General features: G+C 62.8%; 16 protein-coding genes and 3 pseudogenes. 10 read left to right on the top strand and 9 right to left on the bottom strand.

Going from position 1 to position 13,808, the window contains the following annotated elements; translation table 11 throughout:
- Positions 1 to 30: 30 nt before the first annotated feature.
- Positions 31 to 1,263 carry a hypothetical protein gene (locus J4O73_RS08755; RefSeq protein WP_426216474.1) on the bottom strand — a complete coding sequence of 411 codons (1,233 nt, stop codon included), beginning with the start codon at positions 1,261 to 1,263 and terminating at the stop codon, positions 31 to 33.
- Between the two features lie 443 nt (positions 1,264 to 1,706).
- Here J4O73_RS08755 and J4O73_RS08760 point away from each other — a divergent pair, with 443 nt between their 5' ends.
- On the top strand, positions 1,707 to 2,237 hold the full coding sequence (locus J4O73_RS08760; RefSeq protein ID WP_426216475.1) for a hypothetical protein: 531 nt from the start codon (positions 1,707 to 1,709) through the stop codon (positions 2,235 to 2,237).
- Between the two features lie 319 nt (positions 2,238 to 2,556).
- On the opposite strand, the pseudogene J4O73_RS08765 reads toward J4O73_RS08760, so the two are convergent.
- From J4O73_RS08765 to J4O73_RS08780, 4 genes and pseudogenes are all read right to left on the bottom strand, one after another.
- Positions 2,557 to 2,706, bottom strand: a pseudogene (locus J4O73_RS08765) (pyrimidine utilization protein B); the annotation flags it as partial.
- Positions 2,707 to 2,759: 53 nt separating this feature from the next.
- Positions 2,760 to 3,138: pseudogene (locus J4O73_RS08770) on the bottom strand (LLM class flavin-dependent oxidoreductase); the annotation flags it as partial.
- Positions 3,139 to 3,258: 120 nt separating this feature from the next.
- A complete protein-coding gene (locus tag J4O73_RS08775) occupies positions 3,259 to 3,462 on the bottom strand; it encodes a hypothetical protein (protein WP_426216476.1) in 204 nt (67 codons plus the stop codon).
- Positions 3,463 to 3,615: 153 nt separating this feature from the next.
- Positions 3,616 to 3,726, bottom strand: a pseudogene (locus J4O73_RS08780) (IS630 family transposase); the annotation flags it as partial.
- On the opposite strand from J4O73_RS08780, the gene J4O73_RS08785 reads away from it, so the two are divergent.
- Positions 3,680 to 4,677, top strand: a protein-coding gene (locus J4O73_RS08785; protein ID WP_426216875.1) for an IS630 family transposase whose coding sequence is annotated in 2 segments (ribosomal slippage) — positions 3,680 to 4,070 and positions 4,070 to 4,677 — 999 coding nt in all. Because the reading frame shifts where the segments join, the coding sequence is not laid out codon by codon here. The pseudogene J4O73_RS08780 and the gene J4O73_RS08785 sit on opposite strands and share 47 nt — an antisense overlap.
- A 129-nt stretch (positions 4,678 to 4,806) precedes the next feature.
- Here J4O73_RS08785 and J4O73_RS08790 read toward each other — a convergent pair.
- The 4 genes from J4O73_RS08790 to J4O73_RS08805 all read right to left on the bottom strand — a co-directional run bounded on the left by J4O73_RS08790 (position 4,807) and on the right by J4O73_RS08805 (position 8,894).
- On the bottom strand, positions 4,807 to 5,292 hold the full coding sequence (locus tag J4O73_RS08790; RefSeq protein WP_426216477.1) for a helix-turn-helix domain-containing protein: 486 nt from the start codon (positions 5,290 to 5,292) through the stop codon (positions 4,807 to 4,809).
- Positions 5,293 to 5,732: 440 nt separating this feature from the next.
- A complete protein-coding gene (locus J4O73_RS08795) occupies positions 5,733 to 6,791 on the bottom strand; it encodes a serine protease (RefSeq protein ID WP_426216479.1) in 1,059 nt (352 codons plus the stop codon).
- A 15-nt stretch (positions 6,792 to 6,806) separates the two neighbouring features.
- Positions 6,807 to 7,592 (bottom strand): M12 family metallopeptidase, encoded by a 786-nt coding sequence (locus J4O73_RS08800; RefSeq protein ID WP_426216481.1) that lies wholly within the window; start codon positions 7,590 to 7,592, stop codon positions 6,807 to 6,809.
- Positions 7,593 to 7,805: 213 nt separating this feature from the next.
- Positions 7,806 to 8,894, bottom strand: a complete 1,089-nt coding sequence (locus J4O73_RS08805; RefSeq protein ID WP_426216483.1) for an alpha/beta hydrolase — start codon at positions 8,892 to 8,894, stop codon at positions 7,806 to 7,808.
- Between the two features lie 320 nt (positions 8,895 to 9,214).
- Here J4O73_RS08805 and J4O73_RS08810 point away from each other — a divergent pair, with 320 nt between their 5' ends.
- From J4O73_RS08810 to J4O73_RS08845, 8 genes are all read left to right on the top strand, one after another.
- Entirely contained in the window at positions 9,215 to 9,910 is a 696-nt protein-coding gene (locus tag J4O73_RS08810) for a TIGR02594 family protein (protein ID WP_426216485.1), read from the top strand.
- Between the two features lie 70 nt (positions 9,911 to 9,980).
- Positions 9,981 to 10,208 carry a hypothetical protein gene (locus J4O73_RS08815; RefSeq protein WP_426216487.1) on the top strand — a complete coding sequence of 76 codons (228 nt, stop codon included), beginning with the start codon at positions 9,981 to 9,983 and terminating at the stop codon, positions 10,206 to 10,208.
- 4 nt (positions 10,209 to 10,212) lie between these two features.
- Positions 10,213 to 10,446, top strand: coding sequence for a hypothetical protein (locus J4O73_RS08820; RefSeq protein ID WP_426216489.1), 234 nt, complete (start codon positions 10,213 to 10,215; stop codon positions 10,444 to 10,446).
- Positions 10,446 to 10,637, top strand: coding sequence for a hypothetical protein (locus J4O73_RS08825; protein WP_426216491.1), 192 nt, complete (start codon positions 10,446 to 10,448; stop codon positions 10,635 to 10,637). Before J4O73_RS08820 ends, J4O73_RS08825 begins: the two co-directional genes overlap by 1 nt.
- Position 10,638: 1 nt before the next feature.
- Positions 10,639 to 11,055, top strand: a complete 417-nt coding sequence (locus tag J4O73_RS08830) for a hypothetical protein (protein ID WP_426216493.1) — start codon at positions 10,639 to 10,641, stop codon at positions 11,053 to 11,055.
- Positions 11,052 to 11,267 carry a hypothetical protein gene (locus J4O73_RS08835; protein WP_426216494.1) on the top strand — a complete coding sequence of 72 codons (216 nt, stop codon included), beginning with the start codon at positions 11,052 to 11,054 and terminating at the stop codon, positions 11,265 to 11,267. Before J4O73_RS08830 ends, J4O73_RS08835 begins: the two co-directional genes overlap by 4 nt.
- Before the next feature lie 67 nt (positions 11,268 to 11,334).
- A complete protein-coding gene (locus tag J4O73_RS08840; RefSeq protein ID WP_426216496.1) occupies positions 11,335 to 12,279 on the top strand; it encodes a hypothetical protein in 945 nt (314 codons plus the stop codon).
- Between the two features lie 47 nt (positions 12,280 to 12,326).
- Positions 12,327 to 13,538 (top strand): phage portal protein family protein, encoded by a 1,212-nt coding sequence (locus J4O73_RS08845; RefSeq protein WP_426216498.1) that lies wholly within the window; start codon positions 12,327 to 12,329, stop codon positions 13,536 to 13,538.
- Positions 13,539 to 13,808: the final 270 nt, after the last annotated feature.

Here is a 13,808-nt window from a genome sequence, read left to right on the forward strand (position 1 = left end):
TGGGGATGCCCTTTCCGCTGTGGTAAATCGTCAGTCGGCTGAAAATATTCGGATATAATCTATCCACATATCGACATACCCGGCTGGCGGGACCACGATCGGCCAGTCGCCAGCCGAAAGGGCATTGTCAAACATCCAGTAAAATGGATCTTTGAGTTCCGGGACCGGAATCGGTATCTTGTAAGTTACTTTATCGTCGATGTAGCATGTCATATCGGTATCATCGACTGCGCATGCATACACGTGCCAATCGGATGTGGCATCGAATTCTCGGGTAAATTTCGGGCCACTGACTTTGCCCATCTTTCCGGGGCTGGTCCATTCGATGGCACCGTTGCTGATAGAGTACTTGCCCGGGTCCGCTGTTTGACAATAGCCTTCCAACGGATCGAGTTCGTTGAGAGGAAAGGATTTATTCGGTCCGCGCCCGTCTTTGTGAAGTGGCAAACCCCACATGCTCGGCCACATGCCTTTGCCCAGGGGCAGGATGGCCTTCATCTCGACATAGCCTTTACGGAACGTCGCGATGGGCGGTCGCTGGTCGGCATAGGCCGTACAGAGAAGGCCTGAACGCCACTTCCGATTCCATCGTTCGGGATCTCTATAGTTCTCATCATGAACCGCCCGAATGCGGAGACACGACGGCATCGGCAGCTGGAAGACGTCGCTGAGGTTTTCTTTGTTTGTCATGAAGTGCGAGCCGGATCCCCACTGGCTGCCGTCTGGACGAACACCAAACGCCCAGCGCCTTTCGTCGGGAAAGGCATCGAAGTCGTCAACGAGGATTGGCCTCATGCCTGCCGCAGCGGCAGGAACTCCCAATGCGGCGCGCCTAACCAGAGGATTGTCGATAAGCAACGTGAAATCGAGATTTATAACCTTCTCGCCCCAATCGTCGTACCAAGCCATGATGCGACAATTGAGCGGCCCGGTCCGTACCGTGCTGAGATCCATTGTGCATATCCAGCTACCGTTGCTTTGCTGAACGACTTTGCCCCAGGGCCGGACGCCGGGGACTGAAATCATGATGTTTTTGAAGCTTCCGGTTGCTTCGCCTGCAAAGTTGAAGGTCTTACTGGCCGCGACGGGTTGGTCAGGATAGGTCACGCAGCCCTGAGAATCGACGGTCGCTACGCCCGTGCGGACGGGGGACAGGAGCGATATGCTGCGCGCAGATGCGGCATCCGCTGGACGTGTCAGACAGGCAGTTTGTCCAAGTGCGCTGGCGCCAGCGCCAATCAGTGAACGTCTGTCAATTTTCAAGGGATACGTCCTCGATCCGTTATTCAACCACCAAGCGGCATCCGTATTTTCTCGGGTGAAAGGAGCATCCGCTCGTAAGATTGACTCCCCGCACAACGACGCCGCTCTTAATGTAGTGCGGAACTGGTTCTCCATCCACAGGGAGCGCGGCGTGCAAGGCGGGCTCAGGGGAAGACGTCGCCGATCCGACGGGTTGGTGTTGCCCGGGTTCATTCAAGGCGAACAGCGTTGCGGTCAAAGCGTGGAGCCAGCTATGAAGCTGTTCGCCTCCTTAAATCTCAATCTTCATCATTGCAGCACATATTTTCATCTGATTGCTATATGAATGTTGACAGACTATTGCTCGTCACATTCCTGCCTCAAATGATTTTTAGGGAATTTTGATTATAAATCATTATTTGGATAATGGCGGGAGCATAATGGCGGCCTTGCGGAAACTTTTAATGTATAGCTCTGCCCTCGTTTCAATCATCATTTTTGGGGGGTGGATCCTTTTTAACAGAACATTCGATATTCTGCTTTTTGGCTTGACGTTCTTGTTCCTGGCTAACGCCTTTTATTTATACTTCTCGAGGCCTACGGTTCAAACGAGTGATATCCTGGAGCACGCATCCTCGAAGCTGACCTTGGCATCTTTAGAACTGAGATATTTGTCGCAAGAAGCACAGCTGCGCGAAGCTGATGCAGAAAAAATTCGATTGGCCAATGTAGAGAAAGAAAAATATAAACTGCAAGTTGCAAAAGATATGCTTGAGCATTTGCAGCTAAGTTTGTCGTCTCGTCGAAACTCGGCCCCCGATTTTCAGCAGGCTATTCGTCGCCCGCGCATCGGAAACGAAGCGCTTGCGCAGTTGATCGGAAGTTCGAAGACGTCGAAGGCTGAGGAATCCAAGGCAACGAATCTTCAGGTGCCGAACGGCGTACCGCCTGCCATACCGTCCGGTTTGCCGGCAGCCGGGATTTCCCTGAACTAAGGCAGTTGCAGCCCTCTGCGCCGAGGCAGCGGCTTGTCCGCCGACGTCCTGAAATGGGCGACGTGACGGAACTGCGTTGCGGACCCCATGCGGAGGCTCGTCGAAGAGCGTGATCGGCCCGGGCGAAGACACTGGCAGGAGCCGTCGTTGACGCGCCACCCGGCCGCTTTCCCCGACGCGCTGATTATGCGGTACCCCGGCGTCCGTCTTCCAGGCTCAGAAGCTATACCAATTGAGGGCGGATCAATTCTCCCTCAGGGCGGGCGAGGAAATTGAGGAGTGCGCGGTCCACGAGCTGCGCGTGGGTGACGCCGTGGGCATGGCCGCCCTTCGTGGCGTAGGCGTTTTGCATGTCCACTATCATCAGCGCCGTCGCGGCGGGGTCGAAGACGATGGTCTCGGGCCGCGCGGGCAGCGTCACCGCGCCGAACCGCCCCGCCGGATCCCGGTAGGCTGCAGGCACGTCCATCAGGCGACCTCCGCCAGGGGCGCCTCGACGGTGATGTGCCGCCGCGTCCTCATCAGGGGCTGGATGCGGGTGCCGAATTCGTCGAGCCCTTTCAGGAAGTAGTCGAAGACGAGGAGTACGCCCCCGGGCCGACCTGTGACGAGGTTGATGCCGAACCGCCCGTGCGAGATCGAGTCGATGGTCGCGGCCATCCGCGCGGTGATGGTGGGGGGCAGGCAAAGGGTCGGCGCGGTGGCGTAGAGCTTGATCCGAATCGTGACGGCGGCAAGGTCGGCCATCACGGTGAAGGATTCGAGGTTGTGGGCTCCCACAACTCGGTCTTGCCACCGAAGCTGTGCGGCTTGATCATCGAGAACACGAAGTCAAGCCGTTGGCCCTCGGCCATCAGGGTGATCTCCTTGTTAGAGCGAAGCTCGGCTTGTATTGCGGCGCGCCTCCTCTTCCCCCGCCGCCGTCGCGCCGGCAACGGCCCGCTGCGTCCCGTCACTCTCTTGCTCCTCTGCGCCCACCTTGCACGCATCCTATTGCGGAGCGGTGGACGGCTAGAAGCAATCAATAGCGGACGTTGGCGAAGCCACCGCCGCTTCGTGTCACGACGGCGCGGATTACCTCCTCGGTCGAGGGGCTGAGGCCGTCGCTCCGCAGGCGGCGCCCATCCGCCCGGTCGAGGCGGGCGTCATCATCCGAGCAGCAGTCGAGGGCGTAGTGGATGCGGGTCGAGGCGGCGACCCCGCGCGGCGCGTTTGGGCCATTCATTTCGAAGCGCAAGCAGGAGGCGAGATAGCCCTTCAGGTCATCGAAGGCGGCGGCCTGCGCCCCCGAGGTAAGGGGCGATGAGGAGAAGGAAGGCGGAGTGGATCGGCATCGGTATCCCCGGTCGGGATTGTGAGGCGCTAGAGCGTTTTCGGTTTAATCTGGCTCATATCCCGCGGCGGCGAAGAAGTTGGCGCATTCGTCTGGCGTGATGGTGTCGATGATCCGGGCGATCCACGCGATCAAGACGCGCACGCGCCTGGACGACGGCTCCTACCGGGCGCTGCTCGCGGCCTACGGCGTCGGCTCCTCGAAGGATCTGACGGAGGCGGAGGCCGAGCGCCTGCTCGCCCGCCTGCGCGACATCCCCGGCGCGGGCGGCCCGCTGCGCCGCCCGGGCTCGGTGGCGGCAGGCCCCTACGGCGCCAAGCTCCGGGCGCTATGGATCGCGCTCCACAACCTCGGCGCCGTGCGCGACTCGCGCGACAGCGCGATGCACGCCTTCCTCATCACCCTGGAAGAGATGCGCGCTCGCCTGAAGGACAAGCACGACCTCGCGGTTGGGATGGGCACGCTGTGGACCTTCCTCGACGCACGCGGCCTGACCTACAAAAAAAGACAGCCCACGCCACGGAGCAGGACCGCCCGGACGTGAAGGCCGCCCGCGAGGCGTGGTTCGAGGGCCAGCCCGACCTCGACCCCGCCCGCCTCGTGTTCCTCGACGAGACCTGGACTTCGACCAATATGGCCCGCATCCGCGGACGCTCACCACGCGGCGAGCGGCTGCGATCTCCCGTGCCGCATGGCCACTGGAAAACCACCACCTTCGTCGCGGGTCTGCGCCTGTCCGGGATCGCCGCTCCGTTCGTGCTGGACGGGCCGATCAACCGCGACGCCTTCCAGACTTACGTCGAGCGTGTGCTCGTGCCCGAACTCTCCCCCGGCGACGTCGTCGTCATGGACAACCTCGGCAGCCACAAGGGGCCGGCCGTGCGCGCGGCGATCGAAGCGGCTGGCGCGCGGCTGCTGTTCTTGCCGCCCTACTCGCCGGACTTCAACCCGATCGAGATGGCTTTCTCCAAGCTCAAGGCGCTGCTGCGCAAGGCGGCTGAGCGCACGGTCGAAGGGCTGTGGACGGCCATCGGCCGGCTCATCGACACCATCACGCCAGACGAATGCGCCAACTTCTTCGCCGCCGCGGGATATGAGCCAGATTAAACCGAAAACGCTCTAGAGCGGATGAGTCTTGTGACGGTGCGCGAGCGGGGGCAACCGGCCTGGGTGCTCACGCCCGCCGGGCGGCGGGCGGTGCGAAGTTTGGGGCGGGACGAGGCGTGAGCGGGCTGGTCACCGCCCGGCCGACATAGGGGCGTGGAGAGGATCGTCGGCCGCCTCGGCGGAGTCCCATATTGGCGCGCGCGGGCCGCCCGCCTCTGTCTGCGATTTGTAGCGGGCGATTGTGGCAAGCATGTCCAGCAGGGGCGCCAGAAACCGTAGATCATCGATGGCGCAGAGCCGCGCGGTGATGTCGTCGATATAGGCTGGAACAGCCGGACCCTTCCCCCTGGGGAAGAGGTGGCTGACCGGCAGGCCGAAGATGGCGCTGATCGCGAACAGGGTCGCTGCCGGCACGCGGTCCGTGCCCTTCTCGTAATTGCGCACCTGCGCACCCGAGAGCCCGAGCTGATTACCTAGCGTGCCGGCGGACATCTTTCTGCCTTTGCGCAGAGCCTCGATCCGCGCGCCGATCGCGGCGTCGAGCGGCCCGGCCTGACGCCCGACCCGGTGGCCCACACCGGTTGTGGCGATGCTCTCGTGAGGGGTCTGCGCCATGCCCCCACTCCCTGGAGAGTCCGTGTCTGCGGTACGCCCCCGCAAACGGACCTCGACCGACCGCAGTCGGGGAGTTGGAAGACCGTCTACCGTCGGCCCCACGACCTTTAGCACCCGGGGGCGCCTGGACATGCGTCGCAGGCTCCCCGACCACATGGTCGAGAAGAACGGTGCTCAAGCCAGCGAGCACCAAGCCACGGTAGACGAGGCTTCCACACCCCAGGGCAGCGCGTACCACCCCGGGGATTTTTCTACGGGATCGTGGGGGCGCACTCTACCCCGGTGAACCTAGCCATCCGCAAAAATATCGGTAGGCGGCGCCTGCTCGGCTCAGGCTCTCGACTGCACCGCAGGGGAAGCCCGTATCACCTTCGATCCTCGCGGGAACGCGGGCGGCTCGTCGCGCGAACGGTTGCCGAGCCATCTCGATTTCAAGGGGCTTACAGCCTTGAAACTCGCTTTGGAGACTTAATATGCTCATTGATCCAAGTAATATAGGTGGGGACTCGGGTGTAAACGCCGTATCTGAGACGAAGGGCACAGCCTTTCCCCCAACTGACGACGCCGAGAAGAAGTTTTCCCCTAGGGGATGTTCCGACAAGCGGGCCGCCGCTATCTCCTTGGCAAGCATCGACGCCTCCGTCGCGGTAACCGGCACACAGCATCCCCGCCTTGACGGCGCCACCGTAAGCGTCCGCAGAATTACATACCTCATTAGCAACCACCGGCATGCTGGCCTTGAGTAGCATCGTCGTCATGCCACCGTACATCGTGACCGCCCCCCATCCGGAAACCGTGACTTCCGATTTGGCGGGAATTTCGATGTCAGCAGTTGGCAAGAGTACAGGCGTACCGAGCTTAATTGGTCGCGCTAGATACAACAAAGCTATGTCGTTTTCCCACGTTTCGCTATTATATTGTCGATGACTAATAATTTTTTCAATCTTGACTCGGTCACCTTGCCCGATTGTCATAGGAAAATTCGATCCCGACACAATTTCAACGCCGTCCGGAGATTGAATGTCGGCGAGGCAATGAGCCGCGGTCAAAATCCAGCGCGATGCTATGATCGAACCGCCACAAAACGGAGACCTGACTTCCTTCGGCGTTCCTCCGACGATCAAAACGACCTGCCACGGGAATTCATTTACGGTAGCAAGTTTACCACCGACGATTCTCGGATCGAATTGCTCTGATAACCGATCCCTCGCTGCCGCCACGGGAGATCCAGCCTGTACTTTCTTGACTTGCGTTTGCTCGGTCGGCGGCACGTCTTTGGGCAAAGCCGGCCCGAGATTCTTCATTGGAACGGGAATATTTGGTCCGTCCTTAACAATGATATTCTTTTCCCCAAGATCTTTGATGATTTGATTGACCTGAGCCCCCCCAATTTGTCCAATACCGGAAAATTCCTTCAGCATTCCACCTGCTATACTTGGATTTGGCAATAGCAGAACTGCAAATAAAAAATAGACAGGCGCTGCCGGAGCGTGCCGCATATTACCCTCCAAAATTTATCGATATTCAAACGAGATATCTTCTTTGTCGACTTTAGAAGGTTTTTCCGCCTTGCCGATTTTATTCTGGTAGGCTGAGTAGGGCGACTTCAGAACAATAGTGCGCTGCCCATTTTTCGAGAAAGCTGTATCGAAGTAAAACATACAGGAATCAAAGTCGATCGGATTGTGATTCCGTGTCGATGAGGGCAGTAAATTATACTTAACGGATTCGGATCCGCTAGTGTTTTCGAGATGGATATCGATGTATTGGGCCGCATCCGATCTTTGGTGCTCGTGCGCCTTGCCGATCATGTGCCCGATCTCATGGACCAGTGTTTGCATGTTCCAATCGACGATATCCATATGGCCGACGCCCGACGGCATGCCGACGACTGATTGTCCTGCAATGACCCCATCGGGGGCAATCTTGCTGACGACAACGAAATTGCTCTCTGAAATGCGCTCAACGCATTTCAGCTTGCCGGGGACTTCCCAGAGTCCACACGCCTTTCTAAACATTTCCTTTTGACTAGTACTTATACCATCATCGAATGCGTAGACGACTTTGCCGTCTTTCCAGACACGACCTGAAAAAGCTCGGTTAGCGCTATCGATTGGCAACAAGATATCGCCGAACACCTTGTATTCTTGCGACTTGCCCTCATAAGACTTTGTTTTTGTGTCAAGCTTGTTAAAATCTACATCTTTCAGGAAGTCGTCGCCTAGATAGGAGGCCGGTGCCCCGGTGGTCCAAGCCACGCAGACCAGCGAGAGCAAGGCCAATGTCTTGGAATAGTGCATCACAGTCTTTCTCCTTGAATGACTAGCGCAATGCTTGACGTGTTTTATCGTTCGATTTAACGATTATTCATCGAACAATATCTTGTATTTACGTGAAAGTTTTATTTACTTATAGAACCGCTTTGGTGAGCGATGAGTTTGGAAGAGAACTCGCGTCGATTTTTGAAAGAAACTAAATTCAATGACTTTGTACTTCAGTGCGACCCTGCACTCTCAGGATGCCTTAATAGTGTACCGCTGCCCGCCGTAATCGTTGTCGCGCTCACGCCCCGGGATCGCCGCAGGTGGCAAGCCTTCCAGGACATGCCGCGCGTCAGCCATGGCTTCCGGCGAGAGGCGGAAGTACTGGTGCCCGAGGGTGCCGCCGATCGAGTCCGCGACCCCGGTGCAATTCAGCCAAAACGCGCTCGTGATCGCCGCGCCATAATCGTCCTGAAGTGGGAAGGAGTAGGGTCCATATTGGCCGAGCTCCGGCGTAAAGCCATTCGCGAGTTGGCCTGCGGCCAGTGCGCCATCATTGCCATTGGTGTAGATATTCAAGCTATGCTTGTACATCTGCAAGACAGGCCGCAACTTGCCTGGATCATTAAAGGCCGCGTAATCCTCATCCGCCGCAAAGAGCAAAATATGCTCGAAGTATGGCTTCAGGTATTTGGGATCCTTCAAGGCCTGGGCGATCGAACTCATAACCCTGTTACCCATGGAATGGCAGATCAGGCTGAGTCGGGGAGGGATCTCCGCCGCGGCGACTTCATCCAGCAAGTCCCGTAAGAATTGCCCTGCGGCCGCGCCAGAGCCGTAGGCATGGGTCCGATCTTCTGGGTACTTGAAATGGTTGCCATATGATGGCCAGGAGAAAAAAAGATTATTGGGTGAGCCGTAGTTGCTTACGATGGCCGCCTCGACGTCAGCAATCTCAATGAACTTGAATGCATAGCCGTGGATGAATACAAGAGACTGCCTCGAACCCGCATATGCAATCCGTCCCTGGTGGGAGGCATCATCCAGGAAGTCGCGGATGACCTTCCTTGGTTCCTGGGCGAGATCGACCTTGCTTTGGGTAGCCTCGGCCGCCGCCGTCCTTTGCGTCAGGGTCACTTGTTGCAGAGGCCGTGGTATCGTGATCGTTCCCGCGTGGTATCGCGTGTCGTTCGGACCCCATTCAAAATCCGATCCAAATTGATCCGGCGGGCCGACGTACTTTCGATTTGTTCCGAAACGAACAGTTTGTGTCGAAACCGCCGCATGAAGCGAGAACACGGTTTCCTCGGTTGACCTTGTGGCATCATCGTGGGCGTTCATGAGAACGTACTCCCCGCGGCCTGTGGTGAGCCCCGTTTTTGATTCGGAGCTTATTAAGCATCTAAATTCGCATGATATTGTCAATACGTTCTATCGACGAATCGAATAGAAAAATCGGCGACGAAATTGCTACAATGCTGCCGCATTGCAGCACTCAGGAGAGCCAGGTTCGGATTATTTTCGACTATCAATATGATGATCGTTGGTACGACGATTCAGTTTCTCCCCCGGAACCGCTTCCGGGGTCCGGCCCAAGCGCAATTCCGGGATCGTCGCGGGACTGAAGGACACGCCCTTCGCCCCCGATCCCGGACCCACCCATGTCCCCCGCCGCGATCCAAACGAGGCTCCTCGCGCTCGGCTATGATCTCGGGCCCGCCCAAGTCGATGGCGTCTGGGGCCGGCGCTCCATCGCGGCGCTGAAGGCGTTTCAGGAAACCCACCGGCTCCACCCGGACGGCATCGCCTCTCGCGCCACCCTTGCTCTGCTGTTCCCCGACGAGCCGGCGCCCATGCCGGTGCCCGTGTGGTTCGCCGAAGCGCAGCGCCTCCAGGGTACGGCCGAAGCGTCCGGCGCCACCTCCAACCCCGTCATCCTCGCCTGGGCGAAGGCGCTCGGCGGTGTCGCGGCGCGGTTCTACCGGAACGATGCCACGCCCTGGTGCGGGCTGTTCGCCGCCCATTGCCTCGGCGCCACGCTGCCCGATGAGCCCCTTCCGGCCAACCCGCTCTCCGCGCTCGCCTGGGCCGAGTTCGGCCGGGCGCTCCCGGCCGGGCGGGTCGGCGCCGTCTGCGTCTTCCGGCGCACGGGCGGCGGCCATGTCGGCTTCTATGCCGGCGAGGACGAGGCCGCGCTCCACGTGCTCGGCGGCAACCAATCCGACCGCGTCGGCCTCACGCGCATCGCGAAGGCCCGCCTCGTCGGTGTCCGCTGGCCCGCCACCGCCCCGGCGCCCGCGCCCGGCGGGGTGCGGGTGCTGGCGGCACGCGGCGCCCTCTCCACCGACGAAGCCTGATCCCGGCGGCCCTGAGTGGGCCGTCCCCTCCGGCGCGCGGGAGCGCCACACCTCACCACGGAGCTGACCCATGGACACCACCGACGCCACCAAGCCCTGGTACCTCTCGAAGGGCATCATCGGCTCGCTGCTCGCCATCGTCGCCGTCATCGCCGGGTTCTTCGGCGTGAAGGTCGATGCCGGCACGCAGCAGGTCGTGGCCGACCAGCTCACCACCCTGCTGGCCGCAGGCGCCGCGCTGCTCGGCTCGCTCCTCGGCCTCTGGGGCCGGGTCTCGGCGACCCGGCGCATCGGCTGAGCCGATGAGCGTGCTCGCCCTCGTGCGGCTCGTCCTCCAGCTCGTGACCGCCCTGGTGGCACGGGCCCATGCCGAGCGCGAGCGCGGCCTCGGCCGCAGCGAGGCCCTGGCCACCGCGCTGGTGCGCGCGACGGCCGCCACGCGCCTCGCCCGCGACGTGGAGGCGCAAGCCGAGGCCGCCCACCGGGCCGACCCGACCGACGCCGCTTTCGACACGACCTTTCGGAGACCCGACTGATGCTGACCTGCGTCGGCTTCCTCGTCCTGTTCCAGTGCAGCCCGGCCGACGCTCCGCCGCCCGAGGCGAGCTATTGCGACATCGCCCGGCCGGTCCTCTGGTCGGCGCGGGATACCCGCGCCACCAAGGAGCAGGCCGACCGGGAGAACCGGAAGTGGCGCCGCCTCTGCCAGCCCCCGGCGGGCCGGTGAGATGGACGGGTGGGGCAAGGCCGCCGAGAGCGCGGCGCGCATCGTCGAGAGCCTCGGGCCGTGGGGCGCCCTCGTGCTGGCCGTGGTCGTGGGCCTCGGCGTGGTGCTGGCGCTGTGCGTCCAGTTCGGCGGGCTGCAACTCGGCCGCAAGGCCGACCGGCAGAGCCTCGATTTCGTGGATCGCCTGATCAGTGAGGTCGACAAGCTCGCCGCCCGCGAGGTCGCGCTCCGCGCCGAGATGGAGCGCCAAGAACTCGACCGCGACAGCCACCGCCTGCGCGCCGTGGAGCTGCAGGCCGATGTCGAATTGATGCGCGCGCAGCTGCGCCGGGCGATCGAAGTCCTGCGCGCCGTGCGCGACGGGCGCCTCCTGGCCTCGGCGATCACCGAGGCCGACCTCGCGGAGTTGGTGCGATGAACGGGCTCCTGCGCCTGCTGGCCGAACTCGACCTCGCCGCGCTCACCGTCAGCCTGTTCGCCGTGGCCGTCATGGCGCTCGCCGCGACCCTCGTGGTGCGCCGGGCCGCGCGGCTCCCATCCGCCGAGCGGGTGCGGCTGCGCGCCCTGGAGCGCCGCCTCAACGCCGTCGAGGCGCGGCTGAACCGCACCGAGCGCGATCTCGACCCATAACGGCGCCGCCAACCCGTTCGCCGAGACCATCGCGGAGATCCGCGCGGGGCGTCTGCCCTACGGCCTCGTGCGCTTCGATCTCGACGATGCCCTGCGCGCCGGGCTCTACGAGCGGATCTGCCTCGTCTCGCAGGGGCGCGAGACGTGGTCGCCGGAGGCCGAGGCCGAGTGGCGGGAGAAGCTGATCCGCCGCTACGGCGAGGGCGCCGACGAGGAGCTCTATGTCGTGCCGAGCCAGGGCGGCGGCGTGGTCCTGCCCCGCGTGCTGGTGGAGGCCCGCGCCCGCGAGGGCATCCCGGTGGTGCGGCTCTCGCAGCCCACGAGCTTCAAGCTGCTGCCGGTGGAGGTGCGCGAGGCGACGATTCACGAGTGGTGCGAGCGCGAGCTGGCGCCGCTGCTCGCCACCCTCGACTGCACGCTCGCCCACGCGCTGGGCGGCGATTTCGGGCGCGTCTCCGATCTCACGATCTTCTGGCCACTGGCGATCACGAAGAGCCTCACCCGCGAGACGCCCTTCGTGGTCGAACTCGCCAACATCCCGTTCGAACAGCAGCGGCAGATCCTGTTCTACCTCTGCGACCGTCTGCCGAGGTTCTTCGCGGCCAAGCTCGATGCCACCGGTAACGGCGCCTACCTCGCCGAGGTCGCCCAGCAGCGCTACGGCGCGCACGTGGTCGAGGAGGTGAAGATCTCCGCCGGTTGGTACCTCGCCGAGGTGGCGCCGTGTAAGGCGGCCTTCGAGGACGGGGCGATCGTCGTGCCCAAGGATGCCGAGATCGTCCGCGATCTCGCCACCCCTGTCTACCGCGCCGGCATCCCGGCAATCCCGCCCCTGCGGCAGGCGGGCGAAGGCGGCACCACCCGCCACTGCGACGCCTTTGTCGCCGCCGTCATGGCCTACGCCGCCAGCCGCGCCGACCCGGTGACCTACGGCTACGAGCCCGTGACCGGCGATGGCGGCCTTGCCGACTTCCTGAGACCCGAGGACAGCCGAGGCCGCGCCCTATGGTGAGCACCCGCCGCTCGACAATCCTAGGCCCTGACGGTCATCCGTTCGAGATGCCCCTCCTCACCGAGGAGGTGGCGCCACCGACCGAATGGGGCGCGCGCAGCTTACGCCTGGCGGGCGTCGCCTCGGGTCTGACGCCGGAGCGCCTCGCGGCCATCATGCGGCAGGCGGATGTCGGCCACGCCCGCGCCTACCTCACCCTCGCGATGGAGATGCAGGAGCGGTACATGCACTACCGCTCGCAGTTGCAGGTGCGGCGGCTCGCCTTCGACACGATCGAGCCCTCGGTCTCGGCCCCCGAAGGCTGCCCCGCCAAGATCGTCGATGCCGTCACCGAGCTGGTGAATGAGCCGGGCTTCCGCGCCGCCTGCTCCGAGCTGCAGGATGCAGTGCCCAAGGGCTACGCCATCGTCGAGCCGATCTGGGACTACCAGCGCGGGATGCTGCGGCCGGTGCGCTACGAGCACCGCGACCCGCGCTTCTTCCAGGTCGACCGGGTGACGCAGCGGGAGCTGCGGCTCGCCAGCGACACGGACCTCGACGGCGTGCCGGTGCGCGACGGCGTGTTCCTGCGCCACGTACCCGCCATCGAGACGGGCGTGCCGCTCCGGCGCGGCCTCGCCCGCCCGGCGGCCTGGGCCTTCCTGATCCAGAGCTTCACCCTGCAGGATTGGGCGGCCTTCTCGGAGATCTACGGCATCCCCTTCCGCATCGGCCGCTATGGGCCGAACGCCACGGCCGACGACAAGCGCACCCTCTACCGGGCGGTGCGCGACATCGCCAACGACGGCGCCGCCATCGTGCCGCTCGGCATGGAGATGGAGTTCGTCTCCGTCTCCGGGCAGCACGGCGAGGCGGTGTTCGGCGAGTTGATCCGCTACCTCGATCTGCAGATCTCGAAGGTGGTGCTTGGCCAGACCATGACGGCCGACGCGGGCTCGTCGGGCAGCCTCGCCCAGGCCAAGGTGCACAACGAGGTCCGCCTCGACATCAAGCGCGCGGACGGCCAGCAGACGGCGGGCACGATCAACCGGGATCTGATCCCGTACTTCGTCGCCTTCAACTTCGGCCCGCAGGACCGCTACCCGCAGGTGTCCTTCCCCGTGGCCCGGCCGGAGGACATCACCGCCCTGTCAGAGGCGGTGGCCCGCCTCGTGCCGCTCGGCCTGCGCGTGTCCCAGCGCCAGATGCGCCACAAGCTCGCCCTTTCGGAGCCGGAGGCGGGGGAAGAGCTGCTGGGGGCACCGCCGGCGGCGCCGTGACAACCGGGCGCGCCATGCCGGGGGCACGAACCGGTCAGCGCGAAAATCGCCCCGTGGAGCGGGCTGCGCCCCGTGAAGCCCTGTCGGAGCGCCAAATTCCTTGAAGCCGGAATTGAAGCCGTTCTGGCCCTTGGAGGGCCACTTCGCTGTGACGGGTGGGGCGGCGGACCCAGCGACGCAGGGATCGAGGGCGGGAATGGCTGCGCGGGGTGGTTTTCTGCCGGTCTGCTAACGAAACTCGAATGCGTCGAATGAGACAGAGTTGCAGAG

Source organism: Methylobacterium sp. NFXW15, from assembly GCF_049887755.1.
GTDB lineage: Bacteria > Pseudomonadota > Alphaproteobacteria > Rhizobiales > Beijerinckiaceae > Methylobacterium.

Bases quoted from the DNA above. Each gene is read 5' to 3' on its own strand.
- J4O73_RS08760 (WP_426216475.1), top strand. From the start codon at position 1,707: ATGTATAGCTCTGCCCTCGTTTCAATCATCATTTTTGGGGGGTGGATC.
- J4O73_RS08775 (WP_426216476.1), bottom strand. From the start codon at position 3,462: ATGAATGGCCCAAACGCGCCGCGCGGGGTCGCCGCCTCGACCCGCATC.
- J4O73_RS08790 (WP_426216477.1), bottom strand. From the start codon at position 5,292: ATGGCGCAGACCCCTCACGAGAGCATCGCCACAACCGGTGTGGGCCAC.
- J4O73_RS08795 (WP_426216479.1), bottom strand. From the start codon at position 6,791: ATGCGGCACGCTCCGGCAGCGCCTGTCTATTTTTTATTTGCAGTTCTG.
- J4O73_RS08800 (WP_426216481.1), bottom strand. From the start codon at position 7,592: ATGCACTATTCCAAGACATTGGCCTTGCTCTCGCTGGTCTGCGTGGCT.
- J4O73_RS08805 (WP_426216483.1), bottom strand. From the start codon at position 8,894: ATGAACGCCCACGATGATGCCACAAGGTCAACCGAGGAAACCGTGTTC.
- J4O73_RS08810 (WP_426216485.1), top strand. From the start codon at position 9,215: ATGTCCCCCGCCGCGATCCAAACGAGGCTCCTCGCGCTCGGCTATGAT.
- J4O73_RS08815 (WP_426216487.1), top strand. From the start codon at position 9,981: ATGGACACCACCGACGCCACCAAGCCCTGGTACCTCTCGAAGGGCATC.
- J4O73_RS08820 (WP_426216489.1), top strand. From the start codon at position 10,213: ATGAGCGTGCTCGCCCTCGTGCGGCTCGTCCTCCAGCTCGTGACCGCC.
- J4O73_RS08825 (WP_426216491.1), top strand. From the start codon at position 10,446: ATGCTGACCTGCGTCGGCTTCCTCGTCCTGTTCCAGTGCAGCCCGGCC.
- J4O73_RS08830 (WP_426216493.1), top strand. From the start codon at position 10,639: ATGGACGGGTGGGGCAAGGCCGCCGAGAGCGCGGCGCGCATCGTCGAG.
- J4O73_RS08835 (WP_426216494.1), top strand. From the start codon at position 11,052: ATGAACGGGCTCCTGCGCCTGCTGGCCGAACTCGACCTCGCCGCGCTC.
- J4O73_RS08845 (WP_426216498.1), top strand. From the start codon at position 12,327: ATGCCCCTCCTCACCGAGGAGGTGGCGCCACCGACCGAATGGGGCGCG.